Consider the following 21,537-nt stretch of genomic DNA (forward strand, 5'->3'; position numbering starts at 1 on the left):
GATACTATAGCACACATGATAAACATTTATAAAACAGTAAGTCTTGGATATATCCTAAGTTTTATTCGAATTTTGCTGGTTCAGTGAAACATACCTTTTTTGCAATACGAAAAAAAATAGGTGTTGTTTTAAAATGGGAAAATTCGTCAAAATCCTTGATCCTGATTCATGTTTGTCTTTGTTTGACGGCCATGTATTCTCGATACTCGATCAATTAGCCAAATTAACAGCAATTAAATAGGTGATAAAGGAGGCATACGTATGAAGAACCTTACGAGAATCATTTTCGTTGCATTGCTCACAGTGACTTTAAGTGGAAAGACGGCTGCGGCCGCTGAAAAAGAGGAAAAGTTTGAGACAAATGGCCAAACAAGTTTTTATGGAACCTATGAATATGACACCAGTGAAGAAAAAGTCGAGCACGAACCCGTCTCAGATGGGAAGAGTAACGGAAACACTTCTCCAGCAAAGGAAGCAAAAAACGTTTCATCATCTGGACACGCACTTTTACCTAAAACGGGAGAGGCCGCTGCACCAGAGTATCTATACATAGGATTACTCTTATGTGGAACAGTCATTTATCTTGTCCGACATACTAAAAGAAAAGAGGAAATTTTAGAATGAAAAAAGCAATTGCCTTAACTACGACAGCAATATTATTGAGCCTGACACTGAGTATAGCGGGAGCATCCGCTGCAGAAGTTTTTCCTAAGGATTACAACACAGAAGGAACGATTACTTTTGAAGCTGGTGATGAAGGCGTGACGCCGCCGGTTGACCCGGAAAATCCAGATCCGACAAATCCAGTTGATCCTACTGACCCCCCCGGACCAGGAACAGGCGGTGCGTTGTCGATCGATTACGGTTCAAAATTCAAGTTTGGTACGCAAAAAATCTCGACTGCAGATAAGATTTATTATGCTGCCTCAGATGAAATGAATGACGGATCAAAAAAGCCGACTTATGTTCAAATAACCGACAGAAGAGGGACGTTAGAAGGGTGGAAAATGAATATCGCTCAGCCTGAACAGTTCAAAACGGCTGGAGGAGAAGAATTAGTCGGAGCTCAATTGAAGTTTACGAAAGGTCAAGTGGCTTCGTCTGTCGATCAAAAATATAAACCCACGACAGTGAGTTCTGAAGTGGTATTCACCCCTGGTCAAAGTGATGTTTTAGCTGTAAATGCAAAAGCAGGAACGGGAGTCGGCACTTGGGTGTATCGTTTTGGGGCAACGGCTGATGAGAATAAAGATGCTGTTCAGCTTTCTGTTCCCGGCGAATCAGTGAAGTTGGCGCAGCAATATTCAACAAAATTAGTGTGGACCTTGGCAAATACACCAGACAATAATTAAGGGTCAGGGGCAGAAAAATGAAAAAAAGACTAGTAGAGGCGTTTGTTGTCGGTGTTACATTGGTTGGTTTTTCTTCTGCGGCTGCTGCGGAAGAGGCGAAGGAATACTACTCTAGCAGCGAAATAGAATTTGTTCCTTCGTCAGATCCAACTGATCCAGTTGACCCAGAAAACCCTGATCCAGAAAATCCCGTTCGGCCAATCGATCCAACTGATCCGAATGGCCCCAATCCAGGCACACAAGGGCCGCTGTCGATTGATTATGCCTCCAGCTTTGATTTTGGCAAAAATCGGATTTCAAATAAGGATCAAGTCTATTTTGCGAGAGCACAAAAATATCAAACCGGCCATGAAGACAGTCCAAACTATGTTCAAATTTCAGACAATCGAGGAACCAACGAAGGCTGGACATTGACTGTGGAACAGCCGGAACAATTAACGGCTGCTACTTCGACTAAAAATGATGTTTTAACCGGAGCACAAATCTCATTATCGGCTCCAACAGTTACTAGCAATTCATCAAGTGATACGAAGCCAATTGCTGCCGATAACCTAGTTCTTATTCCTGGGAATGCTGTCGTAGTAACTTCTGCAAAAGCAGGAACGGGCAGTGGGCTATGGCTTACTTCTTGGGGAGCAGTAGAAGAAATGGAAGAACCGACCGAAGATGGAGACATGAAAAAGGCCAATGTGACCAAAGCAGTGTCATTGTCCATTCCGGGCGCTACCCCGAAAGATGCCGTAAAGTACCAAACAAAACTGCTTTGGGCGCTGACCGATGTACCAGGAAACTAACTGATAGAGGTAAAAGAGATGGCAAAAAAGAAAATACTGATCCTTATAGCAAGTGGATTATTAAGCATGACTAGCTTTTCGATCATCAGTGAGGCAACGACTGTTTCCTCTACAAAATTACAGACAAGCGCTTCACAAAGTACAGAACAATCACAAATAGAGGAAACTTCAGAAAGTACCGCAGTATCTGAAAGCTTCGCTGTGAAGGAGACAGATACGAGTGATCTGTCAGAAACTGCTGCTTCTATTGACGACTTGCCGCAATCTGGAAAGATAGTGAAACGATCGGCCGCTCCTTTTGCTGCGGATTTGCCTCAAGATCCGAACATCATCCCGATTGATAAGGTTTTTCAGAATCCGATCGGCAACAGTACGAGTATCTTGGAAGATGGCAAGCTGCTTCAATTGAACCCAGCGCAAAAATCACAAAAAGGGGCGATCTGGTCTAAAAAGCCGATTAGTTTACTGTCTGATTTTACTTTTAAGAGTTATCTGTATTTAGGTGATCAGCGAGGGAGTGCGGGTGATGGGATGACCTTCACTTTGACCAATGATCCGCGAATGGAGAACGATGCGACTCAAGTTATCGGTTCTTCGGGGATGGGCATAGGTGCTTACTCGACCAAATCAGGCGAACCCTATATAAGAAATGGGCTGTCGATCGAGTTTGACACGTATAAAAATCAAGGTTCTTCAGACCGAATGGACAGAGAGATCAGCGGTGATAACAGCGGGCATGGACATGTAGCGTTTGTCACGCCCAAAGAGAATAACAATAATTATGACAATGAGCACACCGGGGTAACAGTTGCTCCCACTTACCTATCCGATGGAACGTGGCGCATGTTGACAGTTCATTGGAATGCCGGCACTAAGCAATTGAGCTATGATTTAGAAGGGATCGGTTCCTCGTCACATGAGGTCACTGATCTTAATGCGAAGTTTGGTGGGACGACAGTTTATTGGGGATTTACTTCATCAACAGGCGGAAAATATCAAGAGAACGCCTTGGCAATGACCCAAATTCCTTCCAGTGTAAAATCTACAGCCGAACTAAGTGTCAATGACACTGGGTTCGAAACGGAAGCAGAGGCGAATAAGGAAGACATCGTCACGCTAAAAAATACCCTGCACATCGATAATGATTTGAAGAGTCATCGTGACTTTGCGGATGAACACCAGCCGCAGATGAGTATCAATCTTCCTTCAGAATTAGCTTATGAACAGGGTTCTTTAAAGATTGACGGTATCCAAGCATCTGATAAGGACATTATTGTGGCAGGAACACGAATCACCTTAGATCTGACCGATTATTTAGTGTTGGAAAAAGACATGGTGATCGAACTAAAAACCAAATTACAAGATTCCACGCCTGAAAAGCGCCTAGCCATGAACTTCGAATACCTCGAAAACGGGGCGCTGCTGCAAAAATCAAACGAGATAGCCGTTAAGATCGCCAAACCCAAAGAAAAGTCCATTACGGTTTTTTATCAAGATGCAGCAACCAACCAAGAGGTCGCTCCTTCAAAGCAGCTTACGGGGAAAATAGGCGATCATTATAAAGAAACACCTCCTGCCGTAGCCGGCTTTGTTTTCAAAAATGACTCAGGGAATGCGGAAGGAACCTTTTCCGAAACGACCCAAGATATTTATTTCTATTTCCGATCAGGTGAGCTCTATTTCATGGAGGCACCAAAGCAAATCGTGTTTGGTTCCCGTAAAATTTCAACTACGGCACTGGTAAAATTCGGGACAGCTACTGAGGGCTTGCGGATCATGGATGAGCGCGCAACGAATAAATGGCAAGTTCAGCTAAAACAAACGCAGCCCTTGACTGACGGAACAGTAGTAATGCCTGATGTTTTGTCGTTTGTGACGGATAGTCAGTCGGATACAATCAGCGATGCGGCGATAACTATTTCTGAAGGCGATCAAAAGGGGGAAACGGATTTAAGCGGACTATTAGATGCTGGCCAACAACGCGGAATCAAGATCACCGTGCCTGTTGAGTATCAGCGCTTGGGTACTTTTAAAGGTGCCTTGTCTTGGACGTTGACCGATGTACCAGGAAATTAGCAAATTTAGAAACAACTGATTTTGCTCATAAATAGAAGAGGAGAGCTTTGTTTGAAAGGATTTAAAACAATCGGGATGATATTGTTTATGCTGTTTGGGTCGCTTATGCTGGATTCTTTTGTCGGGATCGCCAGTGAATTTAATTTTGCGGTGACGCCACTGCCATCAGAACATCAAATCGATAAAGAAAAAACGTATTTTGATTTACTGCTCGCTCCAAGTCAAACGACTGAATTGAAGGCAACACTTAGAAATGATACCGAAAAAGAAGTGAAGGTCGACGTTTCTGTTAACAATGCGACAACGAATTCAAATGTGATTGTTGAGTATGGCGAGAATGCCCTAAAGAAGGATAAAAGTTTGGCATACGATCTAAAGGAGCACGTACATTATCCTGAATCGGTTGTTTTGAAACCAAAGAGTGAACAAACGGTTCCGTTCAGAGTTGATATGCCGAATAAGTCCTTTGACGGAGTCATCGCCGGTGGCATTACGTTTAAAGAGGAACCGGCGACAGAAGAAAAAACGACCAAAAGCACTCAAGGATTATCGATTGAAAACGATTATTCCTACGTCGTCGCTTTATTGATGCGTCAAAATCAAAAGAAAGTCGTACCGAATTTGGTTTTGCACGAAGTGAAACCGAGTCAGATCAATGCACGGAATGTCATTTTAGCGGATCTTCAAAATGATCAAAAAACGTATATCAATCAAGTTGCACTATCTGCTAAGGTGACAAAAAAAGGCAGTGACAAGGTGCTTTATCAGGAAGAAAAAGAAAATCTGCAGATCGCTCCAAACTCAAGTTTTTCTCTGCCAGTTTCGTTGAAAAAACAGGCACTAAAGCCTGGAGTCTATCACATGTCATTGTCTGTTTCCGGCAATAAGGATGGCAGCGCCCCCGCCAAGTTTGAAAATCATTGGACGTTTGAACGTGATTTTCGGATTGATGGCGATACCGCAAAAGAATTGAATGAAAAGGATGTTACCTTAAAGCCAGACTACACTTGGTTATACATTCTAATCGGAATTTTCCTGTTACTAGCTAGTGTACTGATCATTCTATTTATTCGAAGAAAAAAGCAGGCAGACACCGAATAACTATTATATGATTGATCAGACGTTGAATTCAAAAAAGGCTTCCGGTGCTCTTTTGCAAGAGTGAGCCGGAAGCCTTTTTCGCTTCTTTAGTAAAAGCTAGTTTAAATTCGCTTGGAAAAATTCAGTCATTTTATCAAAGGGAATAATGGTCGTCTGATCATATAGATCCGTATGCGAAGCTCCGGGAATGATCAGCAATTCCTTATTATCTCCAGTCAGTTTTTTGAAGGCATCCTGACTAAAGTAGAGAGAATGAGCTTTTTCGCCATGAATCATCAAGACGGAGCTGCGAATCTCATTGCTGTATTGCAAAATCGGCATGTTGATAAAGGACAGCGATGAGGTGACATTCCAGCCATCGTTAGAGTTTAACGAGCGGGAATGATAGCCGCGATCCGTTTTGTAATACGCATGATAATCTTTTACAAATTGAGGCGCATCATCAGGAAGCGGATCAACTACGCCACCAGCCCGCGCGTAGTCGCCATTCTTGTAATCTTCTGTCCGCTGTGCATTTAATGATTCTTTTAAGTCAAAACGAGCATTTTCATCGAGTGCGTCAAAATAACCTTGGGCATTCACGCGAGACATATCATACATTGTAGCGGTGACTGTCGCTTTGATTCGAGTATCAATCGCCGCCGCATTCAAGGCCATTCCGCCCCAGCCGCAGATTCCAATAATCCCGATTTTTGTTGGATCAACCTGTTCGTGCACTGATAAAAAGTCAACAGCCGCTTGAAAATCCTCGGTATTGATATCGGGAGAAGCTACATTGCGCGGAGTACCGCCGCTTTCTCCAGTAAAGGATGGATCAAAGGCGAGCGTCAAAAAGCCTCTTTCCGCCATTGTTTGCGCATATAATCCAGAAGATTGTTCCTTATCGGCGCCGAAAGGTCCGCTTACAGCAATTGCGGGTAATTTTCCAGCGACCTCTTTTGGGGTATATAAGTCCGCTGCTAAAGTAATTCCATAGCGGTTGTGAAAAGTTACTTTTTGATGATTGACCTTTTCGCTTTGCGGGAAGACCTTGTCCCATTCTTTTGTTAGTATAAGTTCTTTTTCCATCTTTGTTCGCTCCTTCTTACTATTAATAATTGACAAGTTGTAGTGATCCTATTAGTATGTTAATACCTAAACCTGACTTTAGGTCAAGGGATAATGTCAAAAAAAGTGAGGGAAGTTTATGTATACTATTGGTCAAGTATCACAAATATTTGGTTTACCAGTCTCTACATTGCGGTATTACGATAATGAAGGTCTGTTTCCGGAGATTCAGCGCGTATCTGGAATTCGAAAATTTTCAGAGAATGAGCTAGAAGCACTTAGAGTGATTGATTGTTTAAAAAAATCTGGTTTAGAGATCAAAGACATCAAACAGTTTATGGAGTGGAGCAAACAAGGAAGCGAAACCTTTCAAACACGCAAAGAACTTTTTGAAAACCAAAAAAGCGTGGTTGAAGAAGAAATAGCCAAGCTGAATAAAGTATTGAGCATGATTCAATATAAATGCTGGTACTATGATGAAGCTATCAAGGATGGCAGTGAAGACAGTGTACAAGCAAAAACGCCAAATGAATTGCCAGCCGATATAAAAATGCATTACGAACTCTCTCATTGATGATTCTATCAAGGACAATAGCTTGAAGCGAAGCGGGAATTTAAAAAGGCATGATTTCTATAAGAGTAGAAATCATGTCTTTTTTGTGTTTTTGATTTACCAAAGATTTTTATAAGAAAAAATATTTTTGGTAAAAGGTCTACAACGAGTACAGAAGGTGCTACTTTAGGTAAGAGATTAGTGCAACATGATTACTGGCAACAGTCGTTTATTTCGCTATTATTCCTATTGATTTTAGAAAAAAACACTGTATTTCCTATAGAATATGGACTTTTTGCACTAGAGTAAGTGCAATCATTTCATATTGTTGCAGGGAAAACTAATCACTATAGTTAAACGTATAAGGAGAGGGCATTATGCAACAACTAACGAAAAGACAGATTCAGGTCTTACTTCAATTTCTTGAGAATTCAGAACCTGTGACTACGAAGGAAGTAGCTGACCAGCAAAATGTAAGCGTGCGCACCATTAAATATGATCTGGACAGCATTCGTTTGTGGCTTCAGGAACGAAACCAAGATTTGACCAGTAAGAGAAGTCAGGGGGTTTGGTTAAAGCTAAGCGACTCAGAACGGATCAAGCTGAAGAGTGAACTGATGGATGTTGACCGTTTAGAACTCTTTGCCGATCAAACGCTGCGACTAGATCGTTTGAGTATTCATCTGATGCTCACGAATCAGGCCATTACTTCATTTGAGTTGGCAGAACGCTTGATGGTCAGCAAGGACACGATCATTAATGACTTGGAGGTTCTAGAAAAACAACTGACAGCACAAAAGATGACACTGGAGCGGTTGCCCCGCAAAGGCTTTTTGATCACAGGCCCTGAACATCAGATTCGTCTGCTGATCGAAGAGGTTTTACAAAAAGATCTGACTGATTATGACATCTACAAGATCATGGAGCTGCTCTTGCAAAGTGAGAAACAAGAAGGCTATGAATTGTATTCAGCTAAAGGGACGGCTTTCCAAGAGGTTTTCAACCAAGTCATCGCGGATATGCGGCAGTTGTTGAAGCAGATTGATACGGCGGAACTAAATTATGCCGAATTGCTGAATATGTTGATTCGGGTCGCGATTGCTACGGTGCGTTTGCAAAACGAATACACGATCGGTCGCTACCAGTTGTTGAATGATCCAAAAGAGCAAAGGGAACTCTCTTACTTATTGATGCAGCAAGTTTTTGCTCATTATCATCTGCCGTTGTTTGAAGATGAATACCGCTACATTTACAGCGACACCTTTGAGAACGATCCGCAACAAGATGTGATGGCATTAACGGAAAATTTGATCCATAAGGTAAGCAAAAAGATCAACTATTCCTTTTCCAACGATCCGCAATTGCTGACCAATCTCTATGCACATTTGTCGATGCGGTTATCTCGCAAACAGAAATTTGTAAATGAGTATAATCCCTTCAAAGACGATATCAAAGCTAAATATCCTGAGCTGTTCGACGCGATCGAAACGGTTGTACGACGAGAAATTCACGGCAAAAGTTTGCTGATCAATGATTCATTTGTCGCCTATATCGCTTTGCACTTTCTCGTATCTTACGAGAAGGCGGCAGATTTAAGAAGCGTTCGGGCCGTCTATGTCTGCTCTACCGGTCTAGGTGTGACCAGTCTGATCAAGCAGAAAATTTCGGAGGAGCTTTCGAATATCGAGATTGCGGCTTTTGCGTCGGTATTGAATGCGAAAGAAATCATTAAGCAAAAAGAACCGGAATTGGTCATCAGTATTTTTCCAATAGAAGGAATAGATTGTGAGTTTATCAAAGTTCATCCATTGCCGACAAAACAAGATTTGGAAAAGATTCAGCAGGCGGTCAAAAAAATCTTAAGTCAGTCGCCGCAAAAGGGCAGCAAAAAATTGAGGTTGGAACCTGCTGGAAATCGAACATCGCTGGAGGATTTCAGCAAAGAGCTGATTTTACAGGCGTATACGATTTATGAAAAATTATTGCTTCTATTTGAAGAACAGCTGAATCAGGAATACCGCGAAGCTTTCTTATTGCATGTATTTCTAATGGTTCATCGCATTACGTTTGATCAGCAATACATGATGGAGGGGACGAAAACGGATGAGGCACAAGCCGAGTCTGATTTAAGAAACAACCAGATAGAACAACTATTTACTGAACACAATTTAGCCGTTAATCAATCAGAGATCAATGCACTGTTTGCTTACGTCAAAGGAAATCAGTAGTAAGAAAAAATGTCCGCTCAACATTCCACGGCTATAAAAAAGTCGGGAATAGTTAGTTGAAGCAGACAAGAGGAGGAAGTGAATGACCGTGACTGGAGAGGCGCTACAAATAATTTCAACGAGTGAACACCAAGGGGAATTACAAGAATTGATTGATTGGCTGAAAGGCGAACTCGCGGCCGTAAAGATCGAACCAACTGAGCTGCAATGGACCATTTTGATCAATCACTTAAACGAAATGCTGAAACGTTCGAAAGAGCAGGAGAAGATTCCTGAAGTTGATCCAGAAATGTTCAGTGAAGTCTCACAAGAAGCGCTCAGCCTAGCTGAAGGTGTTGTGAAAAGAATTAGCGATTTATCGCAAGACGAGATGTATGTGTTATCGATTCATTTTGAAACAGCCAAACAAAATTAAACTTAGGGGGAAAAATAAATGATCACAGTAGTAATTGCAGACCGCATGGGTAAAGGACAAAACGTAGCAAAAGGTGTAGAAGCAGCAGGCGGCAGAGCGGTAGTTGTACCAGGAATGGGCGCGGATATGCGTTTAGGTGATGTCATGCAACAGGAAAATGCGGATATGGGCATTTCATTTTGCGGAAGCGGCGGCGCTGGAGCGTTAACAGCTTCAACCAAATATGGCTACCCAGAACGTCATGGGATGCGCTCAATTGAGGAAGGCTTAACCGCGATCAATGATGGCAAAACAGTATTAGGCTTTGGTTTCATGGATCAGGAAGAATTAGGCAAACGACTGACCGAAGCTTTTGAAAAGAAACATGCAGCGAATTAGGGAGATGAGTAGATGAGTATTCAAGAGTGCCAACAAGTCATCGTGACGGTGGAAGGCAAAGGCGATTCGAAACAACATGCTTTTGCAAGTGCGCTAGGCCAGATTCAAAAGAAAATGATGCAGGAATCTGAAGTGATTTTACGAATTGAACCAATCGAGGTTAATGTGATTGAAGCCAAACAAAAGACATACAAAGAACGTTTTCTGTTTTTCTTCTTTCCTAGAAATAAAACAACTTATCACGTGGAGTTGGAAGTGACGGTTAATGTGACGACACTTCAAGTTGATGAAGTCGCGTTTACTCAAGAAATGACGGATGATCCTGAGGGAATTCAGATTCCTGTCATTTCAAAAAAAATATGAACGTAGAAGGGGAGTAATGAAGTGGAGTTTACAGTTATCTTAATAAAATCAATTATTATTGGCGGCTTGCTCGGTTTTTCTGCCTCGATGGGAGCGGCACGAATGTTCCATGCTCCGAGTACGCAAGGGTTGGGTGCCTTTCGTACTTTAGGTGAGATGAATGCCTGTATGGGAGATCCAGCATCGCATTTCTCATTCGGGCTAGGATTTTTCTTCAATGCGTGGGCTTCAACAGTTGGCGCAGGAGCATTTACACAGGATGTCACACATCGAATCATTCCAAACTGGGCAGCTTCGGTCTTATTAGCGAAAAATAAAAATGTTTCAGAAACGATGCATGATCCTAGAAAAATGGGCTTTGTAGGTGCCGTTATCGGTGCGATCGTTGTAGCTTTTCTAAACTCAACAGCCGCTGCGATTCCGGCAGCGTTGCAAGTAACTGCTGTAGCCGTTTTGGTTCCAGCGGCAACAACATTGATCAATATCGTAATGCCGGTCATTTTCTGGTTGGCAGCATTAGACGCAGGCAAACGTACTGGCTTCTGGGGCACACTATTTGGCGGAATCGCCCAATTGATCATGGGAAACGCAGTACCGGGTGTTGTATTGGGTATCTTGATCGGTAAAGGTGTCGATGAAATCGGCTGGTCTAAAGTAACGAAGATGATGATGGGTGCGATCATCTTGCTATTCGTCCTAAGCGGCTTCTTCCGCGGATTCGATCTGCAAGTCTTGGAAAGCTTCAAGATGCAAGCACCAAACTGGTTAGAAAATATCCATAAAATGCTTGGTTTGAATTAAAAAAAGGTTGTTAGGGAAGATCAAATAGATAAAACAGAATGTTATACGGATGAAAATAAAACTCATTTTTGAAAAAAATGAATACCATAATATGAAGTAGGAGGGAAACAAATGGATAACACAGAAGAGTTGGAGAAGGAACAAGTAGCGCTTTCTGAAGAGAAAAAAGCGAAGAGTTTCTGGTATGCTGATTGGGCGTTTCCTATCACAGTGGGAATCATGTCCGCGGCGGTATTTGCTGGAACACATATGTATGTTACTCATGGCGTAGGTGCTTTTAATGAAGTTTCAATCGTAGCGATGTTGAAAGCAGGTTTAGACGGGGGTTCTTACGGAGCGGCAGCGGCGTTTGGAGCGAGTTTCTTGTTTGCTCGGATTTTAGAAGGTTCGTTAGTCGGGATTCTTGATTTAGGCGGTTCCATCTTAACAGGTATAGGGATCGGGGTTCCTGCAATCTTCTTAAGTATGGGGATTCGCGCACCGATCGATAACTTTGCATTGTCATTGATGACGGGCGCTGTTTTAGGGTTATTAGTCGGCGGTGTGATTATTCTGATTCGTAAATTTACGATCAACCAAGCCAATTCAACGTTTGGTGCAGATGTAATGATGGGTGCCGGAAACTCTTCCGGTCGTTTCTTAGGACCATTGATCATCTTGAGTGCTTGTGGTGCGTCGATTCCAATTGGGATTGGAGCGACTTTAGGCGCATTAGGCTTCTACGCGTGGAAGAAACCGATTGCCGGTGGTGCAATCCTTGGTGCAATGGTGCTTGGGACGATCTTCCCGGTAGCGCTCCAGTAGAAAGAAGGCTAAAGGATGTTTGATTTATTAATCAAAAATGGAAAGCTTATTAATGAAGAAAAAGTTGAAGTTGCGATCAAAGATGGCGTGATTTTGAATGTGGATACGGTTATCGAATCATCGGCAAAAGAAGTACTCGATTTAGCAGGGGAACATTATTTGTCGGCGGGTTGGATCGATGATCATGTACATTGCTATGAAAAAATGACCCTTTATTATGATTTTCCTGACGAAATCGGCGTGACTAAAGGTGTGACAACAGTCATAGATGCAGGTACGACCGGAGCAGAAAATATTAGTGATTTTTATGAATTGACCAAAGGGGTTAAAACCAATGTCTATGCGTTAGTCAATATTTCTAAGTGGGGCATTGTTGAACAAGACGAATTGGCTGATTTGACAAAGATTCAGGCGAAGCTAGTCCGTGATCGTCTAGCAGAACTTCCACAATTTATCGTTGGAATCAAAGCTCGGATGAGTAAAACAGTCGTAGGTGAGAACGGCATTACACCATTAGAGTTAGCGAAGGATATCCAACGTGAAAATGGCGGTCTGCCATTGATGATTCACATTGGTTCGGCACCGCCAGAGCTGCAGGAAGTTTTAGCGCTTTTAGCTGAGGGCGATGTTTTGACCCATTGTTTCAACGGCAAACCCAATGGCATTCTGGATAAGGACACGGATCGGATTAAAGATTTTGCGAAAGCGGCTTATGAAAAGGGAATCGTCTTCGATATTGGTCATGGCACGGACAGCTTTAACTTTCATGTGGCCGAAACGGCGCTAAAAGAAGGAATCAAAGCAACATCCATCAGTACCGATATTTATCACCGCAATCGTGAGAATGGACCTGTTTATGACTTAGCCACAACAATGGAAAAACTGAGAGTTGTCGGTTATTCATGGGAAGAGATTCTGGATAAGGTGACAGCGGTACCTGCAGAATATTTCCACCTAGAGAAGAAGGGGCGTTTGGCGGCAGGTTTTGACGCTGACCTTACGATTTTTGATCTAGCAGAGGGTGAAAAAACACTGATAGATTCAAATGGCTTCACACGGGTAACTAACGAATTGATCAAACCAGTGAAAACAATTATTGGAGGCGCCATGTATGACAACTAGTTATGACAAATTTGGCCTAAAAGAGGTAATCAATGCTTCAGGGAAAATGACGATTTTAGGCGTATCAAAAGTGTCAGAAAATGTTTTGGCGACCCAACGTTTCGGCGGCGAACATTTTTTTGAAATGAGCGAACTTTTTATCCAGACAGGAGCTTATTTAGCCAAACTATTAGAAGTAGAGGATGCTCAAATCGTTTCTTCAGCGTCAGCGGGCATCGCCCAATCTGTCGCCGCGATCATTGGCGAAGGTAGCATGTATCATGCTTATCATCCATATACGGATCGCATCAAAAAACGAGAGATTATTTTGCCAAAGGGGCACAATGTCGATTACGGAACACCGGTTGAAGTCATGGTAAATTTAGGCGGAGGACAAGTTGTCGAGGCCGGCTATGCCAACGGCTGTTCACCTGAACAAATGGAGATGATGATCACCGAAAATACCGCGGCACTGCTTTATATCAAAAGCCATCACACCGTGCAAAAGAGCATGCTGACGGTGGCTGATGCGGCGGCTGTCGCTAAGAAATATCAGCTTCCCTTGATCGTGGATGCGGCAGCGGAGGAAGACCTTTATCAATACAGTAAAACTGGAGCCGATCTAGTTATCTACTCAGGTGCCAAAGCGATTGAAGGACCTAGTAGTGGTCTAGTAATCGGCAAAGGAAAATATATCGAGTGGATTCGGCTGCAAGGCAAAGGGATCGGCCGAGCGATGAAAATCGGCAAGGATAATATCTTAGGCTTCACTCAAGCTTTGGTTGATCATCTGCATTATGGCAGTGAGTCTGGGGACTCGATGAAGCAGCGTTTAGCGCCATTTATCGAGGAACTCAATAAAATCGAAGGCATTGAAGCCAAGGTCGTGCAGGATGGGGCCGGAAGAGACATCTATCGTGCTAGTGTAAAAGTGCAAAAGAAATCAGCAACAGATGTGATCGCGTCTCTAAAAGCGGAGAATCCGGCAATTTATACCCGCGAATATCAAGCCAACAACGGCATCATCGAATTTGATATTCGATCGGTGGATCAGCATGAATTGCACAGGATCATTGTTCGATTAAAGGAAATTATGCAAATCAATTAATTTAGAATAAGGAGCAAATGGATATGTCATTAACCCCAAAGTATTATAAAGATCGAGTGTGTCTGAATGTCTTAGCAAACTCAGTTGAAAACGCTCGTGATTGCTATCAGGCAGCAGAAGGTCATGTCGTGCTAGGCGTATTGTCAAAGAATTACGACAGTGACGAAACAGCAATTGAAGACATGAAAAAATATCAAGCGGTGACGGAGAATGCTTTATCTGTTGGGCTAGGTGCCGGCGATCCTAATCAGAGCCAAATGGTCTCGCGAATCTCAGGTAAGCTGCAGCCGCAGCATGTGAATCAAGTTTTCACCGGCGTAGGGACATCACGTGCGTTGCTTGGTCAAGAGGATACCGTAATCAACGGCTTAGTTTCACCTTGCGGAAAAGTTGGTTACGTCAACATCGCAACTGGTCCGTTAAGTTCTCAAACAGCGGAAGCCATTGTTCCAATCGAAACAGCGATTGCCTTGTTGAAAGATATGGGCGGAAGTTCCGTCAAGTATTTCCCAATGAAGGGGTTGGTGCATAAAGAAGAATACCAGGCAGTAGCAAAGGCCTGTGCAGAAAATGATTTCTTGTTGGAGCCGACTGGCGGTATTGATTTAGATAATTTTCAAGAGATCCTCAAAATCGCATTAGATGCCGGAGTGAAGAAAGTCATTCCTCATGTGTACAGCTCGATCATTGATTCAGAAACAGGGGACACACGACCGGAAGAGGTCAAAATACTATTAGATAAGGTAAAAAATCTTCTATAGAATATAGGGAGGAGCATGGCTGAGGTCATGCTCTTTTTGCTAGGTATATTAAGAGTAGAATCACGGATATAGCCGATAATTATTTGACAGCGCTTCAAAAATGTTGTAAGTTATAAGACAACTTGAGGGATTGCGTTCTATTTGCACCTCAACGAGTTAAATGTCCGGAAAGGCAACAAATTTTTTTCGTTTAATTAGTGAAATAATGCACAAATAAATGGACTAGGAGGAAAAAAGATGATCGAAACTTTTGTATTTTCAAGTGAGAGTATTTTTTTACGGGAAGAAGATCAAATGAAGGTCCATCAATTGTTAGATTATTTGAAAAGTCGGAAACAGCAAATCGGAATCGTTTTCTATGATCAAGCAATGATGAATCAGATTTTGCTGGAACACCACTTAGCCGATTATTTAGATTTTTCTATCAATGGCGAGAAGACTGGAACGGTTCCTCGTGGACTCGTTGATTTTTTACAAGTTGAATTGGCTCATAAAAAGGTCAATTTTATCTCGAATTCTCTAGAGCAATTACGCGAGGCAAAAGAACTTGGATTCAAACCAATTTATCTTGCAGAGGATTGCGATAAGGAAGAAGCACCTTGCCAATCTTTTAGAGATTTTAACCAATTACACTTAGGCGTCATCGAAAACCGCTTTGAGAAATTAATGTAACAACCAATTAAATCTTTACCGAAGAGTCTTTGACAGTTTTTAAAAGAAAATTGTCGAAGGCTCTTTTTTTGTTATTTCGCAGGTTTTATTTGGGGTATAAATTGAGCGATAACAAAACGCTGTTCCCTTAAATTAGAGACGCTCAGAATAATCTAATAAAAAATCTAACATTTTTGGGTTATGGGCAATTAGAGTTGTCCCTGTTAGATTTCTAGTGAAAGCTTGTTAAACTGAGTATTGACAATCTTTTGTCAACTGGTATAATCAAAAAATAAAATATTTTTCGAATATTCTGAATAAACAAACGACTATTCGTAGATTTTAAAATTAGAATAAGTAGTCATTTTTTAACCTTAATTTAAAAATACAAAGGTAGGGAGTTAATTATTTTATGGAGAAAGAACTGCTGCGGGTCGAAGAGCTTACGGTCAAATTTCGAACCTATAACGGAGAAGTAACTGCCGTAAATAATTTAGAGCTTCTATTAAATGAAAATGAAACATTAGGGATCGTTGGAGAAAGCGGCAGCGGGAAGAGTGTGACCTCCTTGAGTATCATGGGCTTATTAGATGAAGCAACGAGTACGGTCACTGGAAAAGCGTTGTTCAAGGGAAACGATCTGGTTGCTATGAAGGAGAAGGAAAAGCAGCATTATCGCGGCAATCATTTAGCGATGATTTTTCAGGAGCCGATGACTTCTTTGAATCCGCTTCACAAATGCGGCAATCAAATCATTGAATCAATGCTGATCCATACAGATATCTCAAAAGCCGATGCGAAAGCAAAGGCGATCGAGCTGTTAAAGATTGTTGGTATACCAGCTCCAGAACAGCGGTTTAATGAGTATCCTCATCAGATGTCCGGCGGTATGCGGCAGCGGGTGATGATTGCGATGGCACTTGCCTGCGACCCGCAGCTTTTGATTGCGGATGAACCGACAACGGCACTGGACGTGACGATCCAAGCTCAAATTTTAGAAGTATTGAAAGAATTAAGAGATCGCCTGAAGATGGGAATCATTCTGATTACCCATGATTTAGGGGTTGTATCTGAAGTTTGCGATCGCGTGATTGTGATGTACACCGGAAAAGTAGTGGAACAAGGACTGATTCGTGAAATATTGGACAATCCTAAACACCCATATACAGAAGGATTGATCGCGGCGATCCCGAATATCAATGATCAAAAGGGTGAGCTCAGCAGTATTGATGGTATGGTCCCGCAATTGGATGAAATGCCAAAAGGATGCAGTTTTCATCCTAGGTGTCCTTATGCGATGGCTATCTGCAAAGAGAAACGGCCGGCGATTACAACGATTGAAAATGATCGTAAAGTTCGTTGTTTTAAGTATTCGACGGAAGAAGAGACCGAGGTGACAACGTAAATGATGACGCAAGAACCGATTATTCGAATGGAACACGTTAAACAATATTTTGACATTCGCGACAGCAAAGGAAAAAAAGGAACATTAAAGGCTGTGGATGATGTTTCGATCACCGTACACAAAGGCGAAACATTCGGGATTGTGGGCGAGAGCGGTTGTGGGAAAAGTACACTGGGGAAAACCATGCTGAATCTTGGCGCAGTGACTGGCGGCAACATTATTATCGACGGTCAAGATGTTACCGCCTTCAAAAGCCGGAAAGAAAAAGTAGCCTTTGGTTCAAAGGTTCAACTGGTCTTTCAAGATCCTTCCGCCTGCTTGAATCCACGAAATAAAATCAAAGATATCTTGGCAGAGCCTTTCCAGATTCATCACAAAAAAGAGATGAGCAAAGCGGAAATCGAAGCGGAGATCGATCGCTTACTGACGATGGTAGGCTTAGCCGCAAATTATAAACAGCGTTATCCACATGAAATGTCGGGAGGCCAAAAACAACGGATCGGTATTGCACGAGCGTTGGCTCTAAAGCCGGACATCATTATTTGTGATGAACCTGTTTCGGCGTTGGATGTGTCGATTCAGGCACAGGTGATTAATCTGCTGGTGGAGCTGCAAAAACAGATGGATCTGACGTATCTATTTATTTCTCATGATTTAGGTGTTGTCTATCACTTATGCGATCGGATCGCCGTGATGTATTTAGGAAATATTGTGGAATTAGCGGATCGCGATGCTTTATATAATGACACCTTACATCCTTATACGAAGGCACTAATTTCGGCGGCCCCTTCAATTGATAAGGAAAAAGTGGAACGAATCGTATTGACTGGGGACGTACCAAGTCCCGCGAATCCGCCTAAAGGCTGCAAGTTCCACACGCGTTGCCCGTTTGCGATGGAAAAATGCAAAACGGAAGTGCCAGAACTAATGGAAGTAAAGGACAATCACTTAGTGGCTTGTCATTTATGTAATAAAGAGGAATAACTAAGGAGGAGTACAGGGTATGAAAAAAAGAAAGATGTTGTGGAGCGTCATTTGTCTGATGATGTTGACACTAGCTGGTTGTGGCGGCGGTGGCGGCAGCACAGACGGGTCAAACGATGGTGGCGGCAGTGGTGATGGCGACAATACATTGGTAGTCGGGATGGCATCTGATTTGAAGACTTTGGATCCTCACCATGGCTATGAAGTTTACGGCAACATGGTGTATTACGCGATGTATGACTATTTGTATCGTTCTTATGATTCTTCAACACCTGAAGCATCATTGGCTGAATCACACGAAATGGATGATGCGCAAAAAGTCCATACCTTCAAAATCAAAGAAGGCGTGAAATTCTCCAGCGGCAATGATTTGACTTCAAAAGATGTGAAGTTCAGTGTGATGCGGACGAAAAATCTGAAAAGTAATACCAGTCACCATACGGAAAATGTAGAAAATATCGAAACACCTGATGATTACACTGTGAAGTTCACATTAAAAGAACCAGATGCAGCGTTCTTAGTAAAATTGGCGAACAATTCATTTGCGATTCTGGATTCAGAAGTTGTCAAAGAACATGGTGGTACCGATGCAGAGGATGCATCATCTAAAGATACTGCTGAAAAATGGTTGAACGCAAATTCAGCTGGTTCAGGAGCGTACGTTTTAGACAAATGGAAACAGAACGAAGAACTTAGTCTAACGAAAAACGATAAATATTGGGGCAAGGTAGCGAATGATAAAGTTATCTGCAAAGAAATCCCAGATGTGAACAACCAGATTCAAATGTTGAAACAAGGCGACATCGATATCGCATTGGGTATCGGCGTAGACAATGCTTCACAATTGAAGGATCAAGAAGGCGTGAAGATCAAAAACTATGTCGGCTCGACAACAACCTTCTTATTAATGAACCAAGATGAAAAAATTGGCGGACCAATGGCAAATCCAAAAGTTCAAGAAGCTGTTCGTAAAGCGATCAACTATGAAGAACTGTTGAAGATTTCAGGCGATAAAGCGGTGTTGCCATTAGATATCGTTCCGAAAGGATTTGTTGGCGGCCTAGAGAAAGAAAAAGATTATCAAGACCTTGATGAAGCGAAGAAATTAATGGAAGAGGCCGGTTATAAAGACGGCTTTGAAGTGAAATTTACCGTAGCGAACTTTGATACAGAGGGAATGTCATGGACAACCTTAGGGCAAAAAATCAAAGACGATTTAGAAAAAATCGGCATCAATGCCAAGATCGAAACTTCTGAAATCGGTGTCGTAATCGATTCATACCGTGAAGGAAAAGAAGCCTTCTTAATGATGCATTGGCATCCAGATTACATGGATATCAATAACCAATTAGTCTTCTTACCAGGCGACACAGTCGGCGAACGTGCGAAATGGATGGACACTTCAAACACGAAGATGGCTGAATTGAAACAAACGATTCAAACTGAATCGGACGAAACGAAGCGTAAAGAGGCATCGGAAGAATTGCAGAAACTGTTGGCAAACGATATGCCTTACGCGTTCTTAGTACAGCATCCAAAAGTATTAGCTTATCGCGACAACTTGAAAGGTGTTAACTACTACGAAGTACAAAAAATCAATTTCCAAGATGTCGGTATCAACTAACCAAAAGGCAAGGGGCAAAAGTATATGAGGAATATGGCTAGGTTTTTATTACGGCGCTTATTATTTGTCTGCTTTTTGATCATTGGGGTGACGTTCTTAGTATTCATGATCTCACATCTCGTTCCCAGTGATCCGATTGCATCAAATATGAGTCCAAATGCGATGAGCGATCCGGCAGCGGTGGCGGCTTATAGAGCGCGCTGGGGTCTGGACAAGCCGCTAATGGAACAATACTTTATCTATTTGAGCAACTTGTTGCGGGGAGATTTAGGGACTTCGATTCGCACCGGCAATCCTGTTATCAGTGATTTGAAACAGTTTTTCCCTGCGACTTTGGAACTGTCCGTCATGGCTATGCTGATCGCCGTTTTGTTCGGGATCACATTTGGAATCATCTCTGCGGTCTATCGCAACAAGCCGTTTGACTATCTAGTTCGTACTATCTCAATCAGCGGGGTCTCAATCCCCAACTTCTGGTTTGCGTTAGTCATGCTGCTGCTGTTCTATTCCAAATGGCATCTCTTTCCGGGCGGTGGTCGAGTCAGTTCGCGAATCTCGGCACCCACAGGCGGAACAGGGCTCTATGTCCTAGACGCCTTAACGAGTGGGAATTGGGCGTTGTTCAATGATGCTTTATCGCATTTGATTTTGCCGGCGATCGTTCTAGGGTTCTTTACCATGGGACTGATTTCACGGCAGACCCGCTCGAATCTGTTGGAAGTCTCTTCGTTGGATTTTATTCGAACGGCAAAAGCGAAAGGATTGTCGCAACGGCAAATCGTTTTAAGACATGCGCTAGGAAATGCGTTGATTCCTGTGATTACGGTCATGGGAATGGGCTTTAGTAATTTATTAGGCGGTATGGTCTTTGTTGAAAAGATCTTTTCGTGGCCGGGAATTGGACAATACGCCTATCTTTCTGCAACGACGCTGGATTTCCCGGCAATTTGCGGTGTTTCATTATTGATTGCAATGGTCAATGTGATACTGAATCTCTTGATTGACATTCTTTACGGGGTTATCGATCCGAGAGTGAGGTATAGCTGATGAAACGACTACTAAAACAAAAAAATTTCTTATTCAAATTAGGACTCGTACTCTGTGGTCTTTGGGTGATCATAGCAGTGTTCGCACCGTTGATCGTACCAAGAAACCCATTGGCACAAGATATGATGGAACGATTTTTATCACCGGGCTCAGCAGGACACTTACTGGGGACTGATGAATTAGGTCGAGATGTTTTCTCACGAGTTTTGATGGGGAGCCGTGTGTCGATTACAGCGGGATTAGTAACGGTCTGTATCACGATCGTCATCGGAACAATCTATGGTGGGATCGCCGGTTATGTCGGCGGGATCATTGATGATATAATGATGCGTTTCGCAGAATTGATTGCAGCGTTTCCGCCGCTGATTTTGGCGATGGTAATTGCAGCGGCATTAGGACCAAGTATTTTTAACTCTGTTTTGGCGATGACCATTATTTGGTGGCCCAACTATGCAAGGCTGATGCGAAGTCTTGTAATTACGTTGAAAGAGAACGAATACATCGTTGCCTCCAAAGTATTAGGAGCCAGTCATTTACGGATCTTGGTCAAGGAAATCGTCCCAAACGCATTGGGCTCACTGCTGGTTATGGCGACATTAGATATCGGAAATGCGATCGTAACATTCTCGGGGCTAAGCTTTTTAGGCTTAGGAACCCAACCGCCAACACCTGAATGGGGATCGATGGTATCCGATGGAGTCAATAATATGAATTATTGGTGGATATCCACCTTCCCAGGTATCGCGATCTTCTCTATGTCGATCGGCGCCAACTTTGTTGGAGACGGCCTGCGCGATTACCTCGATCCTAAAATCAAAAATAAATAAACGAAGAAGTCTGACTTATGAATCACATAAGTTAGGCTTCTTTATTTTTATAAATCTTTTTAATAAAACGAAAAATTTAGTAGAATGGGATAGAAATGAAATACATAGGAGACTTGT

At 42.5% G+C, this 21,537-nt stretch carries 22 protein-coding genes; 21 read left to right on the forward strand and 1 reads right to left on the reverse strand.

Translation table 11 applies throughout. The features are described 5' to 3' along the window. Positions 1 to 261 precede the first annotated feature (261 nt). The 5 genes from I585_RS16430 to I585_RS16450 all read left to right on the forward strand — a co-directional run bounded on the left by I585_RS16430 (position 262) and on the right by I585_RS16450 (position 5,323). A complete protein-coding gene (locus I585_RS16430; protein WP_010740916.1) occupies positions 262 to 624 on the forward strand; it encodes an LPXTG cell wall anchor domain-containing protein in 363 nt (120 codons plus the stop codon). Next, on the forward strand, positions 621 to 1,352 hold the full coding sequence (locus I585_RS16435) for a WxL domain-containing protein (protein WP_010740915.1): 732 nt from the start codon (positions 621 to 623) through the stop codon (positions 1,350 to 1,352). The genes I585_RS16430 and I585_RS16435 overlap by 4 nt, the downstream gene beginning before the upstream one ends. A gap of 17 nt (positions 1,353 to 1,369) precedes the next feature. Beyond that, positions 1,370 to 2,146, forward strand: a complete 777-nt coding sequence (locus tag I585_RS16440; protein ID WP_010740914.1) for a WxL domain-containing protein — start codon at positions 1,370 to 1,372, stop codon at positions 2,144 to 2,146. A gap of 18 nt (positions 2,147 to 2,164) precedes the next feature. Continuing rightward, positions 2,165 to 4,222, forward strand: a complete 2,058-nt coding sequence (locus tag I585_RS16445) for a lectin-like domain-containing protein (protein ID WP_010740913.1) — start codon at positions 2,165 to 2,167, stop codon at positions 4,220 to 4,222. A gap of 75 nt (positions 4,223 to 4,297) precedes the next feature. Then, positions 4,298 to 5,323, forward strand: a complete 1,026-nt coding sequence (locus I585_RS16450) for a WxLIP family cell surface protein (RefSeq protein WP_071879457.1) — start codon at positions 4,298 to 4,300, stop codon at positions 5,321 to 5,323. 96 nt (positions 5,324 to 5,419) lie between these two features. On the opposite strand, the gene I585_RS16455 is transcribed toward I585_RS16450, so the two are convergent. Beyond that, positions 5,420 to 6,391, reverse strand: coding sequence for an alpha/beta hydrolase (locus I585_RS16455; protein ID WP_010740911.1), 972 nt, complete (start codon positions 6,389 to 6,391; stop codon positions 5,420 to 5,422). A 118-nt stretch (positions 6,392 to 6,509) separates the two neighbouring features. Between I585_RS16455 and I585_RS16460 the strand changes: the two genes are divergently transcribed. From I585_RS16460 to I585_RS16535, 16 genes are all read left to right on the forward strand, one after another. Then, on the forward strand, positions 6,510 to 6,944 hold the full coding sequence (locus tag I585_RS16460) for a MerR family transcriptional regulator (RefSeq protein ID WP_010740910.1): 435 nt from the start codon (positions 6,510 to 6,512) through the stop codon (positions 6,942 to 6,944). A 356-nt stretch (positions 6,945 to 7,300) separates the two neighbouring features. Continuing rightward, positions 7,301 to 9,151, forward strand: a complete 1,851-nt coding sequence (locus tag I585_RS16465) for a BglG family transcription antiterminator (RefSeq protein ID WP_010740909.1) — start codon at positions 7,301 to 7,303, stop codon at positions 9,149 to 9,151. Positions 9,152 to 9,233: 82 nt separating this feature from the next. Continuing rightward, complete coding sequence (locus I585_RS16470) at positions 9,234 to 9,566, forward strand: PRD domain-containing protein (protein WP_010740908.1); 333 nt, start codon at positions 9,234 to 9,236, stop codon at positions 9,564 to 9,566. A gap of 18 nt (positions 9,567 to 9,584) precedes the next feature. Further along, positions 9,585 to 9,944: a glycine-rich SFCGS family protein gene (locus I585_RS16475; protein ID WP_010740907.1), complete on the forward strand. Its 360-nt coding sequence runs from the start codon at positions 9,585 to 9,587 to the stop codon at positions 9,942 to 9,944. A 12-nt stretch (positions 9,945 to 9,956) separates the two neighbouring features. After that, complete coding sequence (locus tag I585_RS16480; protein ID WP_010740906.1) at positions 9,957 to 10,307, forward strand: DUF4312 family protein; 351 nt, start codon at positions 9,957 to 9,959, stop codon at positions 10,305 to 10,307. 21 nt (positions 10,308 to 10,328) lie between these two features. Further along, a complete protein-coding gene (locus tag I585_RS16485; protein ID WP_010740905.1) occupies positions 10,329 to 11,108 on the forward strand; it encodes a DUF4311 domain-containing protein in 780 nt (259 codons plus the stop codon). 111 nt (positions 11,109 to 11,219) lie between these two features. Next, positions 11,220 to 11,912: a DUF4310 family protein gene (locus I585_RS16490; RefSeq protein ID WP_010740904.1), complete on the forward strand. Its 693-nt coding sequence runs from the start codon at positions 11,220 to 11,222 to the stop codon at positions 11,910 to 11,912. A gap of 15 nt (positions 11,913 to 11,927) precedes the next feature. Further along, positions 11,928 to 13,034, forward strand: coding sequence for an amidohydrolase/deacetylase family metallohydrolase (locus I585_RS16495; protein ID WP_010740903.1), 1,107 nt, complete (start codon positions 11,928 to 11,930; stop codon positions 13,032 to 13,034). Then, positions 13,024 to 14,121 (forward strand): DgaE family pyridoxal phosphate-dependent ammonia lyase, encoded by a 1,098-nt coding sequence (locus I585_RS16500; protein WP_010740902.1) that lies wholly within the window; start codon positions 13,024 to 13,026, stop codon positions 14,119 to 14,121. Before I585_RS16495 ends, I585_RS16500 begins: the two co-directional genes overlap by 11 nt. A gap of 23 nt (positions 14,122 to 14,144) precedes the next feature. Beyond that, a complete protein-coding gene (gene dagF / locus I585_RS16505; protein ID WP_010740901.1) occupies positions 14,145 to 14,882 on the forward strand; it encodes a 2-dehydro-3-deoxy-phosphogluconate aldolase in 738 nt (245 codons plus the stop codon). A gap of 237 nt (positions 14,883 to 15,119) precedes the next feature. After that, a complete protein-coding gene (locus I585_RS16510; protein ID WP_010740900.1) occupies positions 15,120 to 15,554 on the forward strand; it encodes a hypothetical protein in 435 nt (144 codons plus the stop codon). Between the two features lie 391 nt (positions 15,555 to 15,945). After that, positions 15,946 to 16,938 carry an ABC transporter ATP-binding protein gene (locus I585_RS16515; protein ID WP_010740899.1) on the forward strand — a complete coding sequence of 331 codons (993 nt, stop codon included), beginning with the start codon at positions 15,946 to 15,948 and terminating at the stop codon, positions 16,936 to 16,938. Then, positions 16,939 to 17,922 carry an ABC transporter ATP-binding protein gene (locus I585_RS16520; protein ID WP_010740898.1) on the forward strand — a complete coding sequence of 328 codons (984 nt, stop codon included), beginning with the start codon at positions 16,939 to 16,941 and terminating at the stop codon, positions 17,920 to 17,922. 19 nt (positions 17,923 to 17,941) lie between these two features. Further along, complete coding sequence (locus I585_RS16525) at positions 17,942 to 19,546, forward strand: ABC transporter substrate-binding protein (RefSeq protein ID WP_010740897.1); 1,605 nt, start codon at positions 17,942 to 17,944, stop codon at positions 19,544 to 19,546. Between the two features lie 33 nt (positions 19,547 to 19,579). Then, positions 19,580 to 20,593 carry an ABC transporter permease gene (locus I585_RS16530; protein WP_244266014.1) on the forward strand — a complete coding sequence of 338 codons (1,014 nt, stop codon included), beginning with the start codon at positions 19,580 to 19,582 and terminating at the stop codon, positions 20,591 to 20,593. Beyond that, positions 20,593 to 21,420: an ABC transporter permease gene (locus I585_RS16535; protein ID WP_010740895.1), complete on the forward strand. Its 828-nt coding sequence runs from the start codon at positions 20,593 to 20,595 to the stop codon at positions 21,418 to 21,420. Before I585_RS16530 ends, I585_RS16535 begins: the two co-directional genes overlap by 1 nt. The last annotated feature ends 117 nt before the right edge of the window (positions 21,421 to 21,537 follow it).

Origin of the sequence: Enterococcus malodoratus ATCC 43197 (genome assembly GCF_000407185.1) — a bacterium.
GTDB classification, from domain to species: Bacteria; Bacillota; Bacilli; order Lactobacillales; family Enterococcaceae; genus Enterococcus_A; species Enterococcus_A malodoratus.

What these genes read in the sequence shown, in the direction of transcription:
- I585_RS16430 (WP_010740916.1), top strand. Translation starts at nt 262, where the DNA reads ATGAAGAACCTTACGAGAATCATTTTCGTTGCATTGCTCACAGTGACT.
- I585_RS16435 (WP_010740915.1), top strand. Translation starts at nt 621, where the DNA reads ATGAAAAAAGCAATTGCCTTAACTACGACAGCAATATTATTGAGCCTG.
- I585_RS16440 (WP_010740914.1), top strand. Translation starts at nt 1,370, where the DNA reads ATGAAAAAAAGACTAGTAGAGGCGTTTGTTGTCGGTGTTACATTGGTT.
- I585_RS16445 (WP_010740913.1), top strand. Translation starts at nt 2,165, where the DNA reads ATGGCAAAAAAGAAAATACTGATCCTTATAGCAAGTGGATTATTAAGC.
- I585_RS16450 (WP_071879457.1), top strand. Translation starts at nt 4,298, where the DNA reads ATGATATTGTTTATGCTGTTTGGGTCGCTTATGCTGGATTCTTTTGTC.
- I585_RS16455 (WP_010740911.1), bottom strand. Translation starts at nt 6,391, where the DNA reads ATGGAAAAAGAACTTATACTAACAAAAGAATGGGACAAGGTCTTCCCG.
- I585_RS16460 (WP_010740910.1), top strand. Translation starts at nt 6,510, where the DNA reads ATGTATACTATTGGTCAAGTATCACAAATATTTGGTTTACCAGTCTCT.
- I585_RS16465 (WP_010740909.1), top strand. Translation starts at nt 7,301, where the DNA reads ATGCAACAACTAACGAAAAGACAGATTCAGGTCTTACTTCAATTTCTT.
- I585_RS16470 (WP_010740908.1), top strand. Translation starts at nt 9,234, where the DNA reads ATGACCGTGACTGGAGAGGCGCTACAAATAATTTCAACGAGTGAACAC.
- I585_RS16475 (WP_010740907.1), top strand. Translation starts at nt 9,585, where the DNA reads ATGATCACAGTAGTAATTGCAGACCGCATGGGTAAAGGACAAAACGTA.
- I585_RS16480 (WP_010740906.1), top strand. Translation starts at nt 9,957, where the DNA reads ATGAGTATTCAAGAGTGCCAACAAGTCATCGTGACGGTGGAAGGCAAA.
- I585_RS16490 (WP_010740904.1), top strand. Translation starts at nt 11,220, where the DNA reads ATGGATAACACAGAAGAGTTGGAGAAGGAACAAGTAGCGCTTTCTGAA.
- I585_RS16495 (WP_010740903.1), top strand. Translation starts at nt 11,928, where the DNA reads ATGTTTGATTTATTAATCAAAAATGGAAAGCTTATTAATGAAGAAAAA.
- I585_RS16500 (WP_010740902.1), top strand. Translation starts at nt 13,024, where the DNA reads ATGACAACTAGTTATGACAAATTTGGCCTAAAAGAGGTAATCAATGCT.
- dagF (WP_010740901.1), top strand. Translation starts at nt 14,145, where the DNA reads ATGTCATTAACCCCAAAGTATTATAAAGATCGAGTGTGTCTGAATGTC.
- I585_RS16510 (WP_010740900.1), top strand. Translation starts at nt 15,120, where the DNA reads ATGATCGAAACTTTTGTATTTTCAAGTGAGAGTATTTTTTTACGGGAA.
- I585_RS16515 (WP_010740899.1), top strand. Translation starts at nt 15,946, where the DNA reads ATGGAGAAAGAACTGCTGCGGGTCGAAGAGCTTACGGTCAAATTTCGA.
- I585_RS16520 (WP_010740898.1), top strand. Translation starts at nt 16,939, where the DNA reads ATGATGACGCAAGAACCGATTATTCGAATGGAACACGTTAAACAATAT.
- I585_RS16525 (WP_010740897.1), top strand. Translation starts at nt 17,942, where the DNA reads ATGAAAAAAAGAAAGATGTTGTGGAGCGTCATTTGTCTGATGATGTTG.
- I585_RS16530 (WP_244266014.1), top strand. Translation starts at nt 19,580, where the DNA reads ATGGCTAGGTTTTTATTACGGCGCTTATTATTTGTCTGCTTTTTGATC.
- I585_RS16535 (WP_010740895.1), top strand. Translation starts at nt 20,593, where the DNA reads ATGAAACGACTACTAAAACAAAAAAATTTCTTATTCAAATTAGGACTC.